18 protein-coding genes and 1 tRNA gene are annotated in these 20721 nt (G+C 68.8%); 11 read left to right on the top strand and 8 right to left on the bottom strand.

Annotated features, from left to right (window positions below):
- Positions 1 to 23: 23 nt before the first annotated feature.
- Genes BY998_RS16330 through BY998_RS16340 form a run of 3 tightly spaced genes read right to left on the bottom strand, consistent with a single transcriptional unit; the run spans position 24 to position 2654 of the window.
- Positions 24 to 803 (bottom strand): ABC transporter ATP-binding protein, encoded by a 780-nt coding sequence (locus BY998_RS16330; RefSeq protein WP_110352669.1) that lies wholly within the window; start codon positions 801 to 803, stop codon positions 24 to 26.
- Between the two features lie 7 nt (positions 804 to 810).
- Positions 811 to 1656: an ABC transporter permease gene (locus tag BY998_RS16335; RefSeq protein ID WP_110352670.1), complete on the bottom strand. Its 846-nt coding sequence runs from the start codon at positions 1654 to 1656 to the stop codon at positions 811 to 813.
- Between the two features lie 23 nt (positions 1657 to 1679).
- A complete protein-coding gene (locus tag BY998_RS16340; RefSeq protein WP_110352671.1) occupies positions 1680 to 2654 on the bottom strand; it encodes an aliphatic sulfonate ABC transporter substrate-binding protein in 975 nt (324 codons plus the stop codon).
- A gap of 127 nt (positions 2655 to 2781) precedes the next feature.
- Between BY998_RS16340 and BY998_RS16345 the strand changes: the two genes are divergently transcribed.
- Together BY998_RS16345 and grpE are read left to right on the top strand one after the other, a co-directional pair.
- Positions 2782 to 5604, top strand: coding sequence for a [protein-PII] uridylyltransferase (locus BY998_RS16345; RefSeq protein ID WP_110352672.1), 2823 nt, complete (start codon positions 2782 to 2784; stop codon positions 5602 to 5604).
- 93 nt (positions 5605 to 5697) lie between these two features.
- On the top strand, positions 5698 to 6309 hold the full coding sequence (gene grpE, locus BY998_RS16350) for a nucleotide exchange factor GrpE (protein WP_110352673.1): 612 nt from the start codon (positions 5698 to 5700) through the stop codon (positions 6307 to 6309).
- A 107-nt stretch (positions 6310 to 6416) separates the two neighbouring features.
- Here the strand turns inward: grpE and BY998_RS16355 are convergent, their stop codons facing one another.
- Together BY998_RS16355 and BY998_RS16360 are read right to left on the bottom strand one after the other, a co-directional pair.
- Positions 6417 to 7274 carry a prephenate dehydratase gene (locus tag BY998_RS16355; protein ID WP_110352674.1) on the bottom strand — a complete coding sequence of 286 codons (858 nt, stop codon included), beginning with the start codon at positions 7272 to 7274 and terminating at the stop codon, positions 6417 to 6419.
- A gap of 72 nt (positions 7275 to 7346) precedes the next feature.
- Positions 7347 to 8090: a 3-deoxy-manno-octulosonate cytidylyltransferase gene (locus tag BY998_RS16360; RefSeq protein WP_110352675.1), complete on the bottom strand. Its 744-nt coding sequence runs from the start codon at positions 8088 to 8090 to the stop codon at positions 7347 to 7349.
- 318 nt (positions 8091 to 8408) lie between these two features.
- Here BY998_RS16360 and BY998_RS16365 point away from each other — a divergent pair, with 318 nt between their 5' ends.
- The 9 genes from BY998_RS16365 (at position 8409) to BY998_RS16405 (ending at position 18428) form a co-directional block, all read left to right on the top strand.
- Entirely contained in the window at positions 8409 to 9386 is a 978-nt protein-coding gene (locus tag BY998_RS16365) for a cytochrome c family protein (RefSeq protein ID WP_110352676.1), read from the top strand.
- 165 nt (positions 9387 to 9551) lie between these two features.
- Complete coding sequence (locus tag BY998_RS16370) at positions 9552 to 11462, top strand: extracellular solute-binding protein (RefSeq protein ID WP_110352677.1); 1911 nt, start codon at positions 9552 to 9554, stop codon at positions 11460 to 11462.
- Positions 11459 to 13315 carry an extracellular solute-binding protein gene (locus BY998_RS16375; protein ID WP_110352678.1) on the top strand — a complete coding sequence of 619 codons (1857 nt, stop codon included), beginning with the start codon at positions 11459 to 11461 and terminating at the stop codon, positions 13313 to 13315. The genes BY998_RS16370 and BY998_RS16375 overlap by 4 nt, the downstream gene beginning before the upstream one ends.
- A 14-nt stretch (positions 13316 to 13329) precedes the next feature.
- Positions 13330 to 14436: a microcin C ABC transporter permease YejB gene (locus tag BY998_RS16380; RefSeq protein ID WP_110352679.1), complete on the top strand. Its 1107-nt coding sequence runs from the start codon at positions 13330 to 13332 to the stop codon at positions 14434 to 14436.
- 71 nt (positions 14437 to 14507) lie between these two features.
- Entirely contained in the window at positions 14508 to 15011 is a 504-nt protein-coding gene (locus BY998_RS16385; protein ID WP_110352680.1) for an N-acetyltransferase, read from the top strand.
- Between the two features lie 88 nt (positions 15012 to 15099).
- Positions 15100 to 16638: an AMP-binding protein gene (locus BY998_RS16390; RefSeq protein WP_110352690.1), complete on the top strand. Its 1539-nt coding sequence runs from the start codon at positions 15100 to 15102 to the stop codon at positions 16636 to 16638.
- Between the two features lie 60 nt (positions 16639 to 16698).
- Positions 16699 to 17481, top strand: a complete 783-nt coding sequence (locus BY998_RS16395; protein ID WP_110352681.1) for a glycosyltransferase family 2 protein — start codon at positions 16699 to 16701, stop codon at positions 17479 to 17481.
- Between the two features lie 35 nt (positions 17482 to 17516).
- Positions 17517 to 17609 (top strand) — tRNA-Ser (locus BY998_RS16400).
- A 420-nt stretch (positions 17610 to 18029) separates the two neighbouring features.
- A complete protein-coding gene (locus tag BY998_RS16405) occupies positions 18030 to 18428 on the top strand; it encodes a hypothetical protein (RefSeq protein WP_146221791.1) in 399 nt (132 codons plus the stop codon).
- Positions 18429 to 18713: 285 nt separating this feature from the next.
- Here BY998_RS16405 and BY998_RS16410 read toward each other — a convergent pair whose 3' ends face one another.
- The 3 genes from BY998_RS16410 to BY998_RS24605 form a co-directional block, all read right to left on the bottom strand.
- Positions 18714 to 19241, bottom strand: a complete 528-nt coding sequence (locus tag BY998_RS16410) for a hypothetical protein (protein ID WP_110352683.1) — start codon at positions 19239 to 19241, stop codon at positions 18714 to 18716.
- 11 nt (positions 19242 to 19252) lie between these two features.
- Complete coding sequence (locus tag BY998_RS16415; RefSeq protein ID WP_110352684.1) at positions 19253 to 20407, bottom strand: zinc-dependent alcohol dehydrogenase; 1155 nt, start codon at positions 20405 to 20407, stop codon at positions 19253 to 19255.
- A gap of 70 nt (positions 20408 to 20477) precedes the next feature.
- A partial coding sequence (locus tag BY998_RS24605; protein WP_210205502.1) for a hypothetical protein occupies positions 20478 to 20721 on the bottom strand: 244 nt, incomplete at its 5' end.

Consider the following 20721-nt stretch of genomic DNA (forward strand, 5'->3'; position numbering starts at 1 on the left):
GGTTTTCCGCGGCCGGCGACACCTCAGAACGAGCTGCCTCCCGCGAGTTCCGGGGCGCGCGAGGCCTCGCGCGGACGCAGCGAGCGATCGAGGGCGGCGAGGATGGTCCGGGTCGCCGCCTCGCTCGCCGGCGCCGCCGGTTCGCGCGGGCGGCGCAGCGGCAGGGCCACGGTGTCGTCCAGGCGGCCCGGGCGCGGGCGCATGACGATGGCCCGGTCGGCGAGCGCCACCGCCTCGCCGACATCGTGGGTGACGATGATGACGGTGGGGCGCACCTCCTCCCACAGGGCCAGCAGATGGCTGTGGAGATCCTTGCGGGTGAAGGCGTCGAGCGCCGAGAACGGCTCGTCGAGGAGCAGGACCCGCGGGCTGGCGACGAAGGCGCGGGCGATCGAGACGCGCTGCTGCTGCCCGCCGGACAATTCCCGAGGCCAGCGGCCGGCATGCTCGGCGAGGCCGACCCGCTCCAGGGCGTGGGCCACGCGCTCGGCGCGCTCGCGCCGTGGCAGGCCGTCGATGCCGAAGCCGACATTCCCCGCGACATCGAGCCAGGGCAGCAGGCGCGGCTCCTGGAAGACGAGGCCGACGCCCGGATGGGGTCGGGTGATCGCCTCCCCGTCCAGCACGATGCGGCCCGCACTCGGCCGGTCGAGGCCGGCGACGAGACGCAGGAGGGTGGTCTTCCCGCAGCCCGAGCCGCCGATCAGCGCGACGATCTCGGCGCTCCGGACGGCGAGGTCGATGCCGTCGAGCGCGCGGGTGCCGTCGGCGTAGGTTTTGGAAAGGCTTTCGATGCTCAGCATGGCCGCCTCACAGCGTCTCCCGTGCCGTGTCCTGCCAGCGCACGAGCGGATTGGTCAGGGCGACGAGCGCCGCGTCGGCGGCCTTGCCGACCACGGCAAAGCTGATGATCGCGGCCAGGATCTGGTCGGGCTTGCTGAATTGCTGGCCGTCGAGGAGCAGGTAGCCGAGCCCCTCGGAGGCGCCCATCAGCTCGGCCGCCACCACGAACAGGAAGCCGAGGCCGAGGCCGGTGCGCAGCGCCGTCAGCGTCGCGGGCAGCACCGCCGGCAGCAGGATGCGTCGGACCAGCGCCCATCTCGAGAGGCGGAAGATGCGACCGACCTCCACCAGCTTGCGATCGACGGAGGCGATGGCACCGGCGACCCCGATATAGACGGGGAAGAACACGCCGACGGCAATCAGCGCGACCTTCGGCGTCTCCAGGATGCCGAACCACAGGATGAACAGCGGCACCCAGGCTAAAGAGGGCACCGCGCGCAGGGCTTGGAGGCTCGGATCGACGAGCCAGCGCAGCGGCGGCAGCGTCGCGGTCAGGGCCCCGGCCAGGATGCCGGCGCTCGCTCCGAAGGCGAAGCCGAGGCCGACCCGGATCAAGGTCGCCTCGACATGCATCCAGAGTTCGCCCGAGGCGGCGAGCGCCCAGAGGGCGGCGGCGATCCGGCTCGGCGGCGGCAGCAACCGCCCGGAGGAGAGCCCCGCTGCGACGGCGATCTCCCAGCCCAGTGCGAGGCCCAGCGGCAGCAGCAAGCCGAGCGCCGCCCGCGCGCCGCCGCCTAGGAAGGCGGAACGGCGCGAGGCCGCGGGGACGGGTTGCTCGTCTGCGGGTGTCAAGGCGACCGGACTGCTGCTCATCGCTGTGTCGCGAAACGCGCCCTTTAGCGCCCCGGCGCGGGATTGAACTGCGGATCGATCAGGCCGTCCACCGCCGCCGCAACGTCGGTACCGGCCGGAATGACGCCCGCCTGCTGCAGCGCGAGGCCGGCGGCGCGGATGCTCTCGGCCTGGGCCGGCCCGACGGCGGGCTGGCTCAGGTCGGTGCGCTCCAACTGCTTGGCGATCACCGCCTCCGGCAGCTTGGTCGCGCTCACCAGCGCGCTCTTCAGCGCGTCCGGGTTGGCGAGGGCGTAGGCGCGCGCCTGCTCGTAGGCGGCGATCACCACCTTCACGAGATCGGGATGGGCCTTGGCGAAATTCTCACGCACGTCGAGCACGCCCCAGGTGTTGGCGCTCGCGTCGCGGTGGAACAGCACGCCGCCGTTCTCGATCTCGGAGGCCGCCATCATCGGGTCGAGCCCGGCCCAGGCATCCACGTCGCCGCGTTCGAGGGCGGTGCGTCCGTCCGCGTGCTGCAGGAGGACGAGCTTGGCGTCCTTCTCGGTCAGGCCCGCGCCCTGGAGCGCCCGGATCAGGAAGATGTGCGGATCGGTACCGCGGGTGACGGCGATGCGCTTGCCCTTGAGGTCGGCGGGCTTGGCGATGCCGGTCTCCTTGCGGGTGACGAGCGCCGTCCATTCGGGCCGGGAGAAGGCGTACACGACCTTGATCGGGTTGCCGTTGATCCGCGCCAGAAGGGCGGCCGCTCCCGCCGACGAGCCGACATCGATGGCGCCGCCGTTCAGGAATTCCAGCGACTTGTTGGAGCCGAGCGACTGCACCCAGCGCACCTTGATGCCCCGGGCTTTCAGCGCCTCTTCGAGGAAGCCCTTCTCCTTCAGAACGAGGCTGACCGGGTTGTAGGTCGCCCAGTCCAGGCGAACCTCGGAGACTTCCGCCGCGGCACTCGGCGCGCCCGCGGCGAGGAGGCCGAACAATCCGGCGATCACCGAGAGTGCGGTGCGGCGATGGATCATGACGACGGGCTCCCTCGGATCGTTCGGGCTCGGCGCCCGCGCTTTCCTGATGGCTAGAACAGTCCCGTTCGTTTCGTCAAACGGATAATCCGAGAAAGAGAACGGTTGAGTTGTCCGCGACCGACCGATGCCGCCGCCGGCTGAACATGCTAACGCAGCGGCCATGTTCGACCCCGTTCCCGCCCTCGAAAAGATCGTCGCGTCCCTCGACCGCGATGCCCGCGAGCCGACCAAGCTGCGGGGGCTTCTGGTGCCGGAACTGCGCCGCGTGATCGAGGCCGGGCACAAGGATGCCGAGCGCCTGCTGCTGAAGGAGCGCGACGGCCTCGCCTGCGCCCAACGGTTGAGCCGCCTGACCGACGCGGTGGTGCGGGCGATCTACGACGCGGTGGTCTGGCGTCTCTATCCCAACGACAACCCCTCCACGGGCGAGCACCTCGCGATCGTGGCTACCGGCGGCTATGGCCGGGGGACGATGGCGCCGGGCTCGGACATCGACCTCCTTTTCTTGCTCCCCTACAAGCAGACGGCGTGGTCCGAGAGCGTCGTCGAGGCGATGCTCTACGTGCTGTGGGATCTGAAGTTGAAGGTCGGCCACGCCACCCGGTCGGTGGAGGAGTGCCTGCGCGAGGGCCGCGCCGACATGACCATCCGCACCGCCCTGCTCGAATCCCGCTTCCTGTTCGGCTCGCGCTCCCTGTTCGAGGAGTTGGTGACGCGCTTCGATACCGAACTGGTGATCGGTTCGGCCACCGAGTTCGTCGACGCCAAGCTGCGCGAGCGCGACGGGCGCGTCGCGAAGGCGGGTGCGTCGCGCTACCTCGTCGAGCCCAACGTCAAGGACGGCAAGGGGGGCCTGCGCGACCTCAACACCCTGTTCTGGATCGCGAAATACACCTACCGGGTCCGGGACCAAGCGGAACTCGTCCATGCCGGCCTGTTCACGCCCGACGAGTACCGGCTGTTCGAGCGCTGCGAAGAGTTCCTGTGGCGGGTGCGCTGTCACATCCATTTCGTCACCGGGCGCCCCGAGGAGCGCCTCTCCTTCGGGCTTCAGCCGAAGATCGCCGAGCGGCTGGGCTTCGGCGCGCGGGGCGGGCTCTCCGGGGTCGAGCGCTTCATGAAGGCCTACTTCCTGATCGCGAAGGACGTCGGCGACCTCACCGCCATCGTCTGCGCCGAGCTGGAGGCGCGCCACGCCAAGCGCACGCCGGTGCTCGACCGCTGGATCGGCCGTTTCCGCGACCGCTTCCGCGCGACCTCGATGGAGGCGGAGGATTTCTGGATCGACAACGGACGGGTCAACATCCGCGGCGAGGACACGTTCGAGCGCGATCCGGTCAACCTGATCCGGCTGTTCTGGCTCGCGGACCGGCACAACCTCGCCCTGCACCCGGATGCGGCCCGGCTCGCCAACCGCTCGCTCAAGCTCATCACCCACGGCGTTCGGACCGATCCGGAGGCCAACCGGCTCTTCCTCGACATCCTGACCTCGAAGAATGCGCCCGAGACGATCCTGCGCCTGATGAACGAGGCGGGCGTGCTCGGCCGGTTCATCCCCGATTTCGGGCGCATCGTGGCGATGATGCAGTTCAACATGTACCACCACTACACGGTGGACGAGCATCTTCTGCGCTCCCTCGGCGTGCTCTCGGCGATCGACTCCGGCCGGGTGCGGGAGGAGCATCCGCTCGCCTCGCGCCTCATCGACACGATTCACAACCGGCGCGCGCTCTACGTCGCGATCCTGCTGCACGACATCGCCAAGGGCCGCCCGGAGGATCACTCGATCGCGGGGGCGGCCATCGCCCGCAAGCTCGGTCCGCGCTTCGGCCTTTCCCAGGCGGAGACGGAGACCGTGGCCTGGCTCGTGGAGCACCACCTGCTGATGTCGATGACGGCGCAGAGCCGCGACCTCTCGGATCCGAAGACGATCGAGAAGTTCGCGAGCGTGGTGCAGAGCCTGGAGCGGCTGAAGCTGCTCGCGATCCTCACGGTCGCCGATATCAAGGCGGTGGGCCCCGGCGTCTGGACGGCCTGGAAGGGCACGCTGCTGCGCACCCTCTACGACGAAACCGAGGTGCTGCTGTCGGGCGGCCATTCCGAGATCGCCCGCACCGACCGGGTGCGGCTGATCCAGATGGCGCTTCGCGAGCAACTCGCGGACTGGGGCGCGGAGGTCTTCGACGCCTACGCGGCGCGCCACAATCAGGCCTACTGGCTCAAGGTCGACGGCACGCGCCATTTCAAGAACGCGCGCTTCCTGCGCACGGTCATGGAAGAGGGCCGCACCAGCGCCACCACCTACGAGACCGACCCCATACGCGGCGTGACCGAATTGACGGTCTACTCGCCGGATCATCCGCGCCTGCTCGCCATCATCACCGGCGCCTGCGCGGCCACGGGCGGCAACATCGTCGATGCGCAGATCTTCACCACGACCGACGGCTTCGCGCTCGATTCGATCTTCATCTCCCGCGCCTTCGAGCGGGACGAGGACGAGTTGCGGCGGGCCGGACGCATCGCCACCGCCATCGAGCGGGCGCTCAAGGGCGAGATCAAGATCGCCGAACTCGTGGCCGACAAGCACCCCAAGGAGCCGGTCAAGACCTTCCTGGTGCCCCCGGACGTCTCGATCGACAACGCCCTGTCGAGCCGCGAGACGGTGGTCGAGATCACCGGTCTCGACCGCCCGGGCCTGCTCTACGAGCTCACGACGGCGCTGAACCGGCTGAACCTCAACATCACCTCGGCGCATGTGGCGACCTTCGGCGAGCGGGCGGTGGACGTGTTCTACGTCACCGACCTGACCGGCACCCGCGTGATGCAGCCGGACCGGCTCGCGCTGATCCGGGCCGCGGTGATGGAGGTGTTCGCCAGCGACGTCGCGGCCCTGCGCGCCGAGGGACTCGACGCGCTCGTCGACTCGCCGCCCCCGCGGGAGCTGTAGGACGTTGGGCTGCGCCGTTCGCTTGATTTCGGACTTGACCCGAATGATATCAGGCCCGACCCGGAACACTTCAGAGACCTGATCGATCGCACGATGATGGCTGACGACATGGACCACCAGGACCGGAACCACGGCGCGGAGACGCCCGCGTCCGAGGCGGCACGGGGCGCCCAGACCGCCGGTGCGGACGCCGAAGCCCTGGCCGGCGCGATCGCCGAGCGCGACGAGTTCAAGGACCGTCTGCTGCGCACGCTCGCGGAGATGGAGAACCTGCGCCGTCGCACCGAGCGCGAGGTCGCCGATGCCCGCACCTACGCGGTTACGAACTTCGCCCGCGACATGCTGAACACCGCCGACAACGTTCGCCGCGCCCTCGACAGCGTGCCGGCCGAGGCCCGCGCCCAGGCGGACGGCGCCTTCAAGGCGCTGATCGAGGGCATCGAGCTGACGGAGCGCGACCTGACCAAGACGCTGGAGCGCCACGGCGTGAAGATCGTGGAGCCCAACGGCCAGCGCTTCGACCCGAACCGGCATCAGGCCATGTTCGAGGTGCCGAACACCGAGGTTCCGAACGGAACCGTGGTGCAGGTGGTGCAGACCGGCTACGTCATCGGCGACCGGACCCTGCGCCCGGCGCTGGTCGGCGTCTCCAAGGGCGGCCCGAAGCCCGAGGCCGGCAAGGACAAGGCCGCCGACGCGGCCTGAGCCGGCCGCCGCGACCGCGGGGATGGATCCGTTCCACCCGATGGATCGCGATGTCGTCAAAGCAAAAGGCCGGCCCCTCTCGGGCCGGCCTTTTGCTTGCGCCCCGCCTATTCCGCAGCCTGCCGCGTCGTCTCGCGGAAGGGGTGGGCCGGGTAGGTGCCGATGACGCGCAGTTCCTTCGAGAAATAGCGCAGCTCTTCCAGCGCCCGGCGCAGCCCGTCATCCTCGGGGTGGCCATCGACCTCGGCGTAGAACTGGGTCGCGGTGAACTGGCCCTCGACCATGTAGCTCTCGAGCTTCGACATGTTGACGCCGTTGGTGGCGAAGCCGCCGAGCGCCTTGTAGAGCGCGGCCGGGATGTTGCGGACCCGGAAGATGAAGCTCGTCACCATCGGCCCGGCATCGGGAGCGACCTCGACCGGCTCGGGCGAGAACACCACGAAGCGGGTGGTGTTGTGCGCCTCGTCCTCCACGTCCCGCTCGATGATGTCGAGGCCGTAGACCTCCGCCGCCAGGGCCGGCGCCAGGGCCGCGCGGGTGGGATCGCCTGCCTCGGCCACCTCGCGGGCGGCACCGGCCGTATCGCCGGCCACGACCGCCTTGAGACCCAGGCGCCGGGTGATCCGGCGGCACTGCCCCAGGGCGTGGACGTGGCTGTGCACGCTGCGCAGATCCTCCGCCCGGGTGCCCGGCAGAACCAAGAGCTGGAAGTGGATCGGAAGGAAGTGCTCGGCCACGATGTGCAGCCGCGCGGTCGGGATCAGGTGGTGGATGTCGGCCACCCGGCCGGCGATGGAGTTCTCGATCGGGATCATCGCGAGCGAGGCTCGGCCCTCGTTCACCGCAACGAAGGCGTCCTCGAAGGTCGCGCAGGGCAGCGCGGTCCAGCCGGGATAGGCCTGCGAGCAGATGATGTGGGAGTTCGCCCCAGGCTCGCCCTGGTAGGCTATCGTGCGGTCGGTCATCGGCAGTGCAGCGGCCCGAGGAGTTTGCGCCGGCTTCGGAACGGGGCCGAAGCGGGCGGCGGAAGGCAGGTTTCAGTTGAGGCGGCGGACGGCGAGCAGCGTGCGGGCGCGCTCGAGGTCGGCGGGGGTGTCGACGCCGAGCGGCAGATCCTCGACGATCATCGCGTCGATGCGCATCCCGGCTTCCAGGGCGCGCAACTGCTCCAGCTTCTCGCGCCGCTCCAGCTCGCCCTGCGGCAGGCGCACGAAGCGCGCGAGCGCCTTCCGGCGATAGGCGTAGAGCCCGATATGATGGAACAGCGGCCCCTCCCCCCAAGGCGCACGCGCCCTCGTGAAGGCGAGCGCGCGCAGGCGGTTCGGCCCGACGGTGTGACCGATGATCTTGACCACGTTCGGGTCGTCCATCTCCTCGGCCCGGTGGATCACCGCGCAGAGGGTGGCGATGTCGACCTGCGGGTCGGCGAGCGGCGTCACCGCCGCGGCGATGATTTCCGGATCGATGGTCGGCAGGTCGCCCTGCACGTTGACGACGACATCGTGGTTGCCGTCCGGATCGACGATCTCCAACGCCTCGGCCAGACGGTCGGAGCCGGATGGGTGGTCGGTCCGCGTCATCACCGCGAGGCCGCCCTGCGCCTCGACCGCCGCGGCGATCTCGGCCGTGTCGGTGGCGACCACCACGGGGCCGATGCCCGCCTCCACGGCGCGGCGCCAGACATGCACGATCATGGGCTCGCCCGCGATCTCGGCCAGCGGCTTGGACGGCAGCCGGGTCGCGGCGAGGCGGGCCGGTATCAGGATCAGGGGATCGGACATGATCGAGGGATGGGCCAGAGCGGCCGTGCTTGAGGTCGGATCGCGCCCGGCATCGCGGGCGGGTGAGCCTCTAGCAGCGGCCGTGCGGCTTGTCATTTCCGGCTCCGGCGGCTTCCGGTGCGGCAGCGCTGCAACGCAAAGGGGCTACGCGCGCCTGAGAATGACGGAAACCGGGTATGCGACAGCGCGCAGCGCGCAGGGGCCATTGTCAAGATCGGGCCCGAGCGGCTAATCACCCTTGAAATCCTCCAAAGTCCGGCGCTGCCCGTCGGGCCCTCATCCGCCGGGTCCTGATCCCGCGCGCCGGAGCTGTCGAGCATGGATTCCTTCGAGCTGAACAAGGTCGCCGGCGCTGTCCTGGGGGCCCTGCTGTTCGCGGTCGGATCGGGTTTCGTGGCGGAGCTGATCTATCAACCCAAGCCCGCCGGCAATGCCGGCTATGCCCTGCCCGAGCCCGAGCCGAAGAGCGGCGGGGCCACGGCGGAAGCGCCGAAGGCCGAGCCCATCGCCGTGCGGCTGGCCAGCGCCGATGCCGACAAGGGCAAGGGCGGCACCAAGGCCTGCGCCGCCTGCCACAGCTTCGAGAAGGGCGGCCCGAACAAGGTCGGCCCGGACCTCTGGGACGTGGTGGAGCGCGAGAAGGCGCACGCGGCGGGCTTTGATTATTCCGCGGCCCTCAAGGAGAAGGGCGGCACCTGGAGCTACGACGATCTCGACCACTTCCTCGAGAACCCCAAGGGCTACGCGAAGGGCACCAAGATGGCCTTCGCCGGCATCAGCTCGCCGGCCGAGCGCGCCAACGTGATCGCCTATCTGCGCAGCCTCTCCGACAGCCCGAAGCCCCTGCCGGTTGCCGAGAAGAAGGAAGAAAAGGCCCCTGAGGGCGAGAAGAAGGCCGAGGCAGACAAGCCCGCCGACGCCAAGGCGACGGAAGGCAAGCCGGCTGACGCGAAGCCGGCCGAGAGCAAGTCGTCCGACAGCAAGGCTGGCGAGGGTCAGCCCGCGGCCGGCAAGTCGACCGAGCCGAAGCCGGTCGAGACCCCGACCGGCGACAAGAGCAAGACGCCCGAGACCAACGCGCCGCGCGGCGCCACCCAGTCCGGCGACGGCCGCGACACGGCCCGCCCGGTGCCCTCGCCGGAGATCCAGCCGCAGCGCAACGAGGTCGCCCCGACCCAGGCGCCGGAAGCCAAGCCCTCGGGCGACATCCCGACCAAGGCGGCCCCGTCCGACTCCGAGGGCCCCGCGGCCACCGAGCCGCCGGCCAAGGCCGATCCCGACGCCGCCAAGCCGTAAGGCGAGGGCCGACACGATCCGAAACGGCGAAGGCCGGGCCCGCAAGGCCCGGCCTTTCTCGTTCGCGCGCCGCCCTGCGCGCTCGCGGCGTCTTTGCGCCGGAGGCGGCTCCGTCCTAGAACGGCGGCCCATCCTCGCACCATCGGACCGGGAGACCGCGCCAACGTGACAGAGAACGCCGTGATCGCACGCCGCAGCTTCCTTGCCGGAGCGCTCGTTCTCCTGGGGCTGCGCGGCTCCGCCTCGGCGCAGGAGCCGGCGGAATCCGCCTCGAAGGTCTCGGCACAGGAAGCTCCCGGCACCTGGCACCACGCGCTGACCCTGCTCGGAAAGCCGAAATACGGACCCGACTTCCAGCACTTCGAGTACGCGAACCCGAACGCCCCCGTCGGCGGCCTCGTGCGGCTCGGCGCGCAGGGCGGCTTCGACAACCTCAACTTCATCGTCAACGGGTTGAAGGGCGACCTCGAAGGCGGGATCATCCAGATCTACGACACGTTGATGGAGGATTCGGGCGACGAGCCCTTCTCCTCCTACGGCCTATTGGCCGAGGGCGTGCAGATCGCTTCCGACGGCATGTCGGTCAGCTACCGCCTGCGGGCGAATGCACGCTGGCACGACGGCAAGCCGGTCACCGTCGAGGACGTGATCTGGTCCTTCGACACGCTGAAGGCCAACAGCCCGTTCTACGCCGCCTATTATCACACCGTGACCAAGGCCGAGCCGGGCGCCGAGCGCGAGGTGGTGTTCCGCTTCGCCGAGGCCGGCAACCGCGAACTGCCGCAGGTGCTGGGTCAGATGCAGGTGCTGCCCAAGCACTGGTGGACGGGGCAGAACAAGGACGGCAAGCCCCGCAACCCCGCCGAGACGACGCTGGAAATTCCGCTCGGCTCCGGCCCCTACCGGCTCGCCCGCTTCGACGCCGGCCGCTCGGCCACCTACGAGCGCGTGGCCGATTATTGGGGCAAGGACCTGCCCGTGAACCGCGGGCGCAACAATTTCGGCACGATCCGCAACGAGTATTTTCGCGACGGGTCGGTGCTGCTGGAGGCGCTCAAGGGCGACCTCTACGATTTCCGCACCGAGAACATCGCCCGCAACTGGGCCACGGCCTACGACGACTTCCCCGCCGTCAAGGACGGCCGCCTCCTCAAGGAGGAGTTCCCCGGCCGCGGCACCGGCATCATGCAGGCCTTCGTGTTCAACCTGCGCCGGGACAAGTTCAAGGACGAGCGGGTGCGGCGCGCCTTCAACCTCGCCCTCAACTTCGAGGAGATGAACCGGCAGCTCTTCTACAGCCAGTACAGCCGGATCGATTCCTACTTCTACGGCTCGGACCTCGCCGCCTCCGGCCTGCCCGAGGGCATGGAGCGGGCGATCCTTGAGAGCGTGAAGGACAAGCTGCCCCCGCGCGTCTTCACAGAGCCCTATACGAACCCGGTCAACGACACCCCGGACGCCGCGCGCACCAACCTGCGCAAGGCCGTCGGCCTCCTGCGCGAGGCCGGCTACGAGTTGAAGAACGGCCAGATGGTCTCGAAGACGGGCGAGCCGCTCGCCGTCGAGTTCCTGGAATTCCAGAACGTGTTCGAGCGAGTGATCCTGCCGTTCGCCGCGCAGCTCAAGCTCATCGGCATCCAGAGCTCCGTGCGCGTGATCGATCAGGCGCAGTACCAGAACCGTCTGCGCGGCTTCGACTTCGACATCACGACCTCGAACTGGCCGGAATCGCTCTCGCCGGGCAACGAGCAGCGGGAGTTCTGGGGCTCGGCCGCCGCCGACAAACCTGGCTCGCGCAACATTGCCGGGATCAAGGATGCCGGCATCGACGCGCTCATCGAGAAGGTGATCTACGCCGAGGACCGCGAGACCCTGATCGCCGCGACCCGCGCCCTGGACCGCACCCTGCTCGCCCACAATTTCGTGGTGCCGCAATGGTCCTCGGCCGTTTCGCGCACGATCCGCTGGAACCGCTTCAACCGTCCGGCCGTCCTGCCGAAATACGGCTCCTCCGGCTTCCCAACGACGTGGTGGTACGACGAGGCCCTCGCCGCCAAGACGGGGGCGCCGCGGTGAGCGCGGGCGCGACGCGCCGGGGCGTCGTCCTCGGCACCGGGGCGCTCGCGCTCGCCGCGGCCCTGCCCGCCCGCGCCGAGGGCTCCCGTACCAGCCACGGCCTGTCGAGCTTCGGCGAGCTGAAATACGGCGCGGACTTCCAGCACTTCGACTACGTAAACCCGATCGCCCCGCGGGGTGGGCGCTTCTCGGCGCAGCTCGTGCAGACCTTCGGCAATCAGGCCTTCGACACCTTCGACACGCTCAACCCCTACGTCTTCCGCGGCAACGGCGCGGCGGGCATCAACCTTACCTTCGACAGCCTGATGGTGCGGGCGCTGGACGAGCCCGACGCGGTCTACGGCCTCGTCGCCCGCTCGGTGGAGATCAGCGCCGACGGCCTGACCTATCGCTTCGCCTTGCGCCCGCAGGCGCGCTTTCACGACGGCTCGCCCCTGCGCGCCCGAGACGCGGCCTTCTCCCTCATGCTCCTGAAGGAGACGGGGCACCCGACGATCTCGCAGGTCATCCGCGACCTCGCCGAGGCGACGGCCGAGGGCGAGGACACCCTCGTGCTCCGCTTCGCCCCCGGACGCAGCCGGGACCTGCCGCTCATCGTGGCGCAGCTCCCGATCTTCTCCGCCGCATCTCTCGAGGGGCGCGACTTCGAGGCGCCGACCCTGAAGCCGCTTCTCGGCTCCGGTCCCTATCAGGTCGGGCGGATCGATATCGGCCGCTTCATCGAGCTGGAGCGCGTGCCGGATTACTGGGCGGCCGACCTGCCGGTGACGGCCGGCCAGAACAACTTCGCGCAATTGCGCTACGAGTATTTCCGCGACCGGCAGGTGGCCTTCGAAGCCTTCAAGGGCGGCGCCTTCTCCTACCGGCAGGAATTCACCTCACGGATCTGGGCGACCGGCTACGATTTTCCGGCCGTCCGCGAGGGACGCGTCAAGCGCGAGACGCTGCCCGACACTTCGCCGGCCAACATCCAGGGCTGGTTCTTCAACACCCGCCGCGAGATGTTCAAGGACGCGCGCGTGCGCGAGGCGATCGGCCTGTGCTTCGACTTTCCCTGGACCAACCGCTCGGCGATGTTCGGGGCCTACAACCGCACGACCTCGTTCTTCGAGAAGACCGACCTGATGGCGACGGGCAAGCCCTCGCCCGAGGAACTGGCGCTGCTCGAACCCTTCAGCGGCCGCGTGCCGGCGGAGGTGTTCGGCGAGGCCTGGACCCCACCCGTCGCCGACGGGACCGGCCAGGACCGGGCGCTTCTCGCCCGCGCGGTGGCGCTTCTCAAGGAGGCCGGCTGCACCCGCGACGGCGGCGTCGTGCGCCTGCCGAGCGGCAAGCCGATCGAGTTCGAATTCCTCGATTCGGACTCGGTCTGGGAACCCATTGTCCAGCCCTTCATCCGCAATCTCGGGCTGATCGGCATCAAGGCGCGCCAGCGGGCGGTGGATGCCGCGCAGTATCAGGCGCGGGTGCGCGACTTCGACTTCGACGTCATCAGCCGCGCCGCATCGGGCGACGCGACCCCCGGCCCCGAACTGCGCGAGGCCTACGGTTCGCGGGCGGCGGCGATCCCCGGTTCGAACAATCTCGCCGGCATCGAGGATCCCGTGGTCGATGCGCTCCTCGACAGGATCGCCGGCGCGGAGTCGCGCGCGAGCCTGACGACGGCCTGCCGGGCGCTCGACCGGGTCCTGCGCTCGGGCCGCTACTGGATCCCGATGTGGTACTCGCCCGAGTACCGCCTCGCGGTCTGGGACATGTTCGGACGCCCCGCGAAGCTTCCCACCTACGGACTCGGGGTGCCGGGCCTGTGGTGGTACGACGAGGCCAAGGCGCGCCGGATCGGCCGGGAATGAGGGTCTAGAGGGACATGCTGGCCTACATCCTGCGCCGCGTCGCGCTGATGATCCCGACGATCTTCGGGATCATGCTCATCACCTTCGCGATCATCCAATTCGCGCCCGGCGGCCCCGTGGAGCGGGTCTTGGCCCAGCTCCAGGGCCAGCAGGAGGGCTCGCTCTCGCGCATCACCGGCGGCCAGGGCGATCTCGGCGGCGGCGCGGCGCGCAGCGGAGGGGGCGGCAGCGAGACCTCGAAGTATCGCGGGGCGCAGGGGCTCGACCCGGCTTTCATCAAGAAGCTCGAAGCCCAGTTCGGCTTCGACAAGCCGGCCTACCAGCGCTTCGGCAAGATGCTCTGGGATTATGCCCGCTTCGATTTCGGGCAGAGCTACTTTCGCGATGTCTCGGTGCTGCAGCTGATCAAGGAGAAGCTCCCGGTCTCGATCTCGCTCGGCCTCTGGATGACGTTGATCTCCTACGCGATCTCGATCCCGCTCGGCATCCGCAAGGCGGTCGCCGACGGCTCGCGCTTCGACGTGTGGACCTCGGCCGTCGTCATCGTCGGCTACGCCATCCCCAGCTTCCTGTTCGGCATTCTGCTGGTGATCCTGTTCGCGGGCGGCTCCTTTTTCCAGATCTTCCCGATCCGCGGCCTCACCTCCGAGAACTTCGAGAGCCTGAGCCTGTGGGGCAAGCTCGTCGACTACGCCTGGCACCTGACGCTGCCACTGGCCGCCCTGGTCCTCGGCGCCTTCGCCACCTCGACCCTGCTCACCAAGAACTCCTTCCTCGACGAGATCCGCAAGCAATACGTCGTCACCGCCCGCATGAAGGGCCTCACGGAGCGGCGCGTCCTCTACGGCCACGTCTTCCGCAACGCGATGCTCATCGTCATCGCCGGATTTCCCGGCGCCTTCATCACGGCGTTCTTCACCGGCTCGCTCCTGATCGAGACGATCTTTTCCCTCGACGGGCTCGGCCTGCTCTCGTTCTCCTCCATCGTCGGACGCGATTATCCGGTGGTGTTTGCGACCCTCTACATCTTCTCGCTGCTCGGATTGGCCGTGAACCTGCTCTCCGACCTCACCTACACCTGGATCGATCCGCGCATCGACTTCTCCGCCCGCGGCGCCTGAGCGGACGGTCGTTTGCCGGGGAACAAGCGGGCTGCTATCGGCGCGGCTCCGTCCCTTTCTCGGCACCGCCCGTGACCGCGCTTCCCCTCGTCATCCGCCCCGAACATCCGGACGACGCCCCGGCGATCGAGCGGCTCCACGCCCGCGCCTTCGGCCCCGGACGCTTCGCCCGCACGGCCTATCGCCTGCGCGAAGGCGGGTCGCCCCTGCCCGACCTCTGCCTCACGGCGCTGGTCGGCACCTATCTCGTCGGCTCCGTGCGGATCGGCTCGGCGGAGGCCGGGGGCGGGCCGCTCCTCGTGCTCGGCCCCCTCACCGTCGATCCGAGCTTTTCCGACCGCGGCATCGGCACGAGCCTGATGCGGGCGAACCTCGACGCTGCCCGGGCCGCCGGACACGGCCTCGTCATCCTCGTGGGCGACGCGCCCTATTACGCCCGCTTCGGCTTCCGGCCCGTGCCGCCCGGCCGGCTCGCCTTGCCGGGGCCGGTCGATCCGGCCCGCTTCCTCTGGCTCGAACTGTTCGACGGAGCGAGCGCCGGACGATACGGCCCCGTCCGGCCGCTGCGCGCCTGAGCGCCTGCCGCCCATTCGGCGCCGGACCGACGGCCGCTTGACGGCTGACACCGGAGGAAAAGACGATAGCCTGGGAGGAATGACGACCGTGACGCCGAGCGACGACCGCCAGCCCCCTCCCCGCTTCAACGCGGCCCGCTACTGCTTGGCGGAAAACGCTCGGCTGCGCGGCGACAAGACGGCGCTCGTCATGGTTGGCGAGGCTGGCGCCGTCAGCCGGCTGACCTACGCGGAAATCGACCGAGCGGTGCGCGGCATTGCGGCGGGCCTGCTCGGGCTCGGCCTCGAACCCGGCGCGCGGGTGATGATCCGCATGGGCAACGAGGCCGATTACGTGCTGGTCTATTTCGGTGCGTTGGCGGCCGGCCTCGTCGCCCTGCCCTCCTCGCCGCAGCTCACCGCCGACGAGGCGGCCTTCCTGATGGAGAATGCCGGCGTCTCGGCCGTCGTGACGGGCGCGGGTTTCTTCGAGGCCGGCGCGGGCGTGCCGGCGGCTTGCCTCCAGCTCGATTCCGAAGCGATCGCCGCGTTGAAGGCGGGTCCGCCTCTGCCCGACTACGCCGACACCGCCGCCGACGCTCCGGCCACGCTCGTCTACACCTCCGGCACCACGAGCCGCCCCAAGGGCGTGCTCCACGCCCACCGCGCGGTCTGGGGCCGTCGGCCCATGCACGCGCACTGGCTGGGCCTGAGCGAAACCGACGTGATGCTGCATGCCGGCACGATGAACTGGACCTACACGCTGGGCGTCGGCATCACGGATCCCTGGGCCTGCGGGGCGACCACGGTGCTCTATAATGGGCCGCGCGACCGTGGGATCTGGCCCCGCCTCATCGCCGAGCAGGGCGCTACGATCTTCGCCGCGGTGCCGAGCGTCTATCGGCAGATCCTCAAATACGCCGACCTTGAGCAGCACGACCTGTCCCGCCTGCGCTACGGCGTGACCGCGGGCGAGGCGCTGCCCGCCGATCTCCATGAGGCGTGGCGCGCCGCGACGGGCAAGCCGCTCTACGAAGCGCTCGGCATGAGCGAGATCTCGACTTACGTGTCGAGCGGCCCGACCGTCCCGGTCCGTCTCGGCTCCCCCGGCCGGCCGCAACCCGGCCGCCGCGTCGCGATCCTGCCCGCGGAGGGAGCGCCCGAGCCCCTGCCCGTCGGCCAGATAGGTCTGCTTGCCATCCACCGCTCCGATCCCGGGCTGATGCTCGGCTACTGGCAGCGGCCCGAGGAGGAGGCGACGGTTCTGCGGGGTGCGTGGTTCGCCGGCGGCGACCTCGCCCGCCTCGACGAGGACGGCTACCTCTGGTTCCAGGGCCGCAACGACGACCTGATGAACGCCATGGGCTACCGCGTCTCGCCGGTCGAGGTGGAGACGGCTCTGGCGGCCCATCCCGACATCGCCGAAGTCGGGGTGGCGGAGCTTGCCGTGCGTGCCGACCTGCGGGTCATCGCGGCCTTCGTGGTGCTGCGCCCGGGCGCCGAGCCCGACGAGGAGAGGCTGATCGCGTGGTGCGGCGAGCGCCTTGCGGCCTACAAGGCGCCCCGGGCGATCCGCTTCCTCGACGCGCTCCCGCGCACGGCCAACGGCAAGGTGCAGCGCAAGCGCCTCGCCGACGCCCTCGCGTAGACGCGCTTGTTCGCACCCGGTCGCGCCGCTAGAGCGAACCGCCCGACCGGTCCGAGACCCATGCCCCCGCTGCCGCTCTCCGTCTTCATCATCGTCAAGAACGAGATCGACCGGATCGGCGCGACCATCGCCGCGGTGCGCGAACTCGCCGACGAGATCGTCGTGGTCGATTCCGGCTCGAACGACGGCACGCAGCGCCTCGCCGAATCGCTCGGCGCGCGGGTGATCCACAACGACTGGCCGGGCTACGGCCGCCAGAAGCGCTTTGCGGAGGGCCAGTGCCGCCACGACTGGGTGCTGAACCTCGATGCCGACGAGGTGGTGCCGCCCGATCTCGCCCAGAGCATCCGCGCGGTCTTCGCTCAAGGCGAACCCGCGCACGCCGCCTGGCGCATCGCCATCGCCGAGATCTTCCCGGGCGAGAGGCGGCCGCACCCTTGGGCCTACGTGCTGACGCCGGTACGGCTCTACCGCCGGGATCTCAGCACCTACTCGACCTCTCCGGTCCACGACCGGGTCGTGCTCGGTCCCGGCGTTACGGCCGGGCGGATCAAGGGCCGCATCCATCATTTCTCGGTGCGCTCGCTGGGCGACCAGCTCGACAAGCTCAACCGCTACTCCGACCAGCAGGCGGACGACCTCGACGCGCGCGGCGTGACGATTCCCGCCTGGCGCCTGTTCGTGGAGCTGCCCGGCAACTTCCTGAAGGCCTATTTCGGCCGCCGCCACTTCGTGCGCGGCGCCTACGGCTTCCTGACGGCGATGAACTACGCGATCTCCCGCCATCTGCGGGTTGCCAAACACTACGAACGTCGTGTGACGACCCCGCGCAGACCGGGTTGACCCGCCCCGCCAGAGCTTCTACAGCCGAGCGGCGAGGAGACGTGGCCGAGAGGCTGAAGGCACTCGTTTGCTAAATGAGCATACCCCTAATAAGGGTATCGAGGGTTCGAATCCCTCCGTCTCCGCCACCACCCCATCATCGCTGCTGACTTTGCGCGCTGGGTATCCAACGCCATCAATGCACTGATCGAGGCATTCGCCGAGGCGGACTCGCATGGATCGAGCCCGTGATCCTGCGGCTGCGTGCGGCCATCGTCACATCGTTGACCTCGCCGATCATCAGCTGAATCTGACACGAGCGCGCCGCATCCAGTCGGAACGACGTTCGCAACTGGGGGCGGCATCCCGTTGTAGCGGATGATGTCCGTATGCCGACAGGATGCAGCAGGCATCGCCGTCTCGGCGCGCCAGCCTTCACGAAAGACTCACCTTGAAAAGAACGAGTGGTTGAATCTACTCGTGATTGCACCTTCTGCAGATATCTGATTCACCTTCAGATTGTATATCATTTCCAATATCGAAATTTGATTGCATTGGGTGAACCGGTGATGGGTGAGACGATTGAATTCGGCCGGCGCGGCTTAAGCGCCGAGAGGCGGCTGACAATGGCAGAGCGAGGCGTCGAACTCCGCGGCCTGTACAACCAAGACGTTTCGGGCCTCGAAGGAGCACCGATCAGCATTCAGATCAATGTCGGTCGGAGCGAGGGCCCGGCCAACGACAAGAAGCCGTTTTCGCTGCTGAGTTCGAAGCTCTTCTGGCTCGTGGTGTCCCTCGCATTAGCAGCGGGCGTGGCCTACGGCCGGACGCGCATGGTCTGCCAGAGCTTCAAGGATGCGGGACAATTTTATTACGGCATGGATGTCGACCGCTGCATCGGCGTCGTGCGTCACAATCCGCTGGCCCCGGCCGCGAGCATGCTGGAGCAGGTCAACAGAAGCTATTGAAGCCTCATGAAGGGATCAGCGGCCGGATTGCGGACGGCGTCGGCGAACGCTTCGAAGCCAAGCCGATCTTCGGCGTGCCGGTAAGAGTGGTCGCCGAGGCGTAGCCCGCGGACCTCGCATCGGTCGTCCGTTGCGCGCGGCGCGTGAGAAAGCGCGCCGCTCAGGGTCGGGCAAAACGCGCTCGATGTGCTGGCCGCGAAAACCGCACAGGCGGGCGACCAACCTCAGCCCTGGCAAGGATCTGGGCGCCGAGTGCCCCTCCCCTTCCACGACATGGAAGGCGGGTCAGCGTGAGCGGCGCCCGGATCTTTCGCGGGAGGAGGATGCGCCGGAGGTCGCGAGCCGGACCGCCAGGACGCTGAGCCCGAGAACGGCGCCCGTGACCAGAACCTTCCGCATCAGGCCGTCGCGATTGTGCTTTAGCTCGGAGCGGAGGCCCATCTCGCCGGGGATGTTCGGGATGCGCCCCCGCCCGAGATCTTCGACCACGCCCTCGACCACGTTCACGCGGTCGGCCGCCATCAGCATCAGCCAGTGCGCCCATTGCGACTCGCTGTAGCGGAAGGCTTGGCGGCGGATCATGCCGCTGATGCCGCTCGGCGGCACGGAGGTGCCGAAGACCGCCGGCAGGTCGTTTCGCTCGATGGATCGCAGAACCTCGACCGTCTCCCTCTGCTGGGGCGGTCGCCTCCAGTTCATGCCCCGCTTGTCCTCGTGCGAACGGTCGCGCATCGGATAAGTCGGATCGTTCTTCGGATCGGCGTCGACACCCCAGCCGGGGATCTGGGCGGGATCGAGGGGAAGATTTCTCATGTCGATCGTCCTCAACGACGCGCCGAAGGGGGAACGAGCACCGGCTTGATGCAGCCGTCGAGCTTGGCCGAGAAGATGTGATAGGCGTCGGCGATCTCCTCCAGAGGCACCTTGTGGGTGACGAGTGCCTTCGGGTTCAGCCGTCCGGCCTCGATATGCTCGATCAGCCGCGGCAGCAGGCGCTTCACGGAGGCTTGGTTGGCCCGAATCGTGATCCCCTTGTTCACGACGTTGCCGATCGGGATCACGTTGCCCGTCGGCCCGTAGACGCCGACGATCGAGACGACGCCGCCCTTCTTGACCGAGTTGATCGCCCAGTGCAGCGCGGTCGCGGCGCCGCCCTCCAGCTTCAGCTTCGTTCCCATCAGCGTGTGCAGGGCGCTGCCCGCCGCATCGCCGCCGACGGCATCGATGCAAACATCGGCGCCCAGCGAGTCGGTCGTCTTCTTCAGGAAGACCACCGGGTCCTCCAGCGAGCGGAAATTGTAGACCTCGGCCGGGCAGTAGCGGCGTGCGAAGTCGAGGCGGTAATCGACGTGGTCGATCACGATCACTCGGCCGGCGCCGAAGAGCCACGCGCAGCGGGCGGCGATGATCCCGACGGGCCCCGCCCCGAACACCACCACCGTGTCCCCGGGCTGGATGCCCGCCATCTCGGCGGCCTGATAGCCGGTCGGCACCACGTCGGTGAGGAGCACCGCGTCGTCGAGGTCCATGTCCGACGGGATCTTGCAGGGTCCAACGTCGGCGTAGGGCACGCGCACGTACTCGGCCTGTCCGCCGTCGTAGCCGCCGGCGGTGTGGGAGTAGCCGTAGATGCCGCCGACCGCCGTGGCCTGCGGGTTGGACTCGTGGCAGTTGCCGAACAGGCCCTGCTGGCAGAAGTGACACCGGCCGCAGGCGACGTTGAACGGCACGATCACGTGGTCGCCGGCCTTGAGGTTCTCGACCATGGGCCCGACTTCCTCCACCACGCCGATGAACTCGTGGCCGAAGGTCGAGCCGACCCGGGTGTCCGGCACCATGCCGTGGTAGAGATGCAGGTCCGAGCCGCAGATGCAGGTGCGGGTGACGCGCACGACCGCGTCCTGAACGTGTTCGCAGACCGGCATCGGCTTGGGGTCGACCCGCACCCTGTAGGGGCCACGGTAATTCATCGCGAGCATGTCAGGGGCCTCCAACCTCGGCGTCGGGCAACCGTGGCGAAGGATCCATGTTCCCAGGTCGTCGGCGAGCCTATTCGCGCGATGCGGAGGCGACGTTGTCTCGCCGCTTCATGCCTGTGCGGAAATTGATCTTTTGAAAGTCACGCGGAGCGTCCCCGACAGTCTCTTCGAGCCGCGCATTCCTTCGACGAACCGGCATCCACTTCGTCGAAAAGCGCTCTAGAGCGCGATCCGAGCGGGTTGAATCGTCTGGGGTTTTGGTGCGGGCGGGGATGTGATTCAATGTGCGGCCTTCCGAAGAGGAGAGCCGAATG

Source organism: Methylobacterium sp. B4, from assembly GCF_003201865.1.
Classification (GTDB): domain Bacteria; phylum Pseudomonadota; class Alphaproteobacteria; order Rhizobiales; family Beijerinckiaceae; genus Methylobacterium.

Excerpts from the sequence above, each read along its gene's own strand:
- BY998_RS16365 (WP_110352676.1), top strand. The coding sequence starts at position 8,409 with ATGGATTCCTTCGAGCTGAACAAGGTCGCCGGCGCTGTCCTGGGGGCC.
- BY998_RS16395 (WP_110352681.1), top strand. The coding sequence starts at position 16,699 with ATGCCCCCGCTGCCGCTCTCCGTCTTCATCATCGTCAAGAACGAGATC.
- BY998_RS16335 (WP_110352670.1), bottom strand. The coding sequence starts at position 1,656 with ATGAGCAGCAGTCCGGTCGCCTTGACACCCGCAGACGAGCAACCCGTC.
- grpE (WP_110352673.1), top strand. The coding sequence starts at position 5,698 with ATGATGGCTGACGACATGGACCACCAGGACCGGAACCACGGCGCGGAG.
- BY998_RS16355 (WP_110352674.1), bottom strand. The coding sequence starts at position 7,274 with ATGACCGACCGCACGATAGCCTACCAGGGCGAGCCTGGGGCGAACTCC.
- BY998_RS16340 (WP_110352671.1), bottom strand. The coding sequence starts at position 2,654 with ATGATCCATCGCCGCACCGCACTCTCGGTGATCGCCGGATTGTTCGGC.
- BY998_RS16345 (WP_110352672.1), top strand. The coding sequence starts at position 2,782 with ATGCCGCCGCCGGCTGAACATGCTAACGCAGCGGCCATGTTCGACCCC.
- BY998_RS16330 (WP_110352669.1), bottom strand. The coding sequence starts at position 803 with ATGCTGAGCATCGAAAGCCTTTCCAAAACCTACGCCGACGGCACCCGC.
- BY998_RS16380 (WP_110352679.1), top strand. The coding sequence starts at position 13,330 with ATGCTGGCCTACATCCTGCGCCGCGTCGCGCTGATGATCCCGACGATC.
- BY998_RS16410 (WP_110352683.1), bottom strand. The coding sequence starts at position 19,241 with ATGAGAAATCTTCCCCTCGATCCCGCCCAGATCCCCGGCTGGGGTGTC.
- BY998_RS16405 (WP_146221791.1), top strand. The coding sequence starts at position 18,030 with ATGGGTGAGACGATTGAATTCGGCCGGCGCGGCTTAAGCGCCGAGAGG.
- BY998_RS16360 (WP_110352675.1), bottom strand. The coding sequence starts at position 8,090 with ATGTCCGATCCCCTGATCCTGATACCGGCCCGCCTCGCCGCGACCCGG.
- BY998_RS16415 (WP_110352684.1), bottom strand. The coding sequence starts at position 20,407 with ATGCTCGCGATGAATTACCGTGGCCCCTACAGGGTGCGGGTCGACCCC.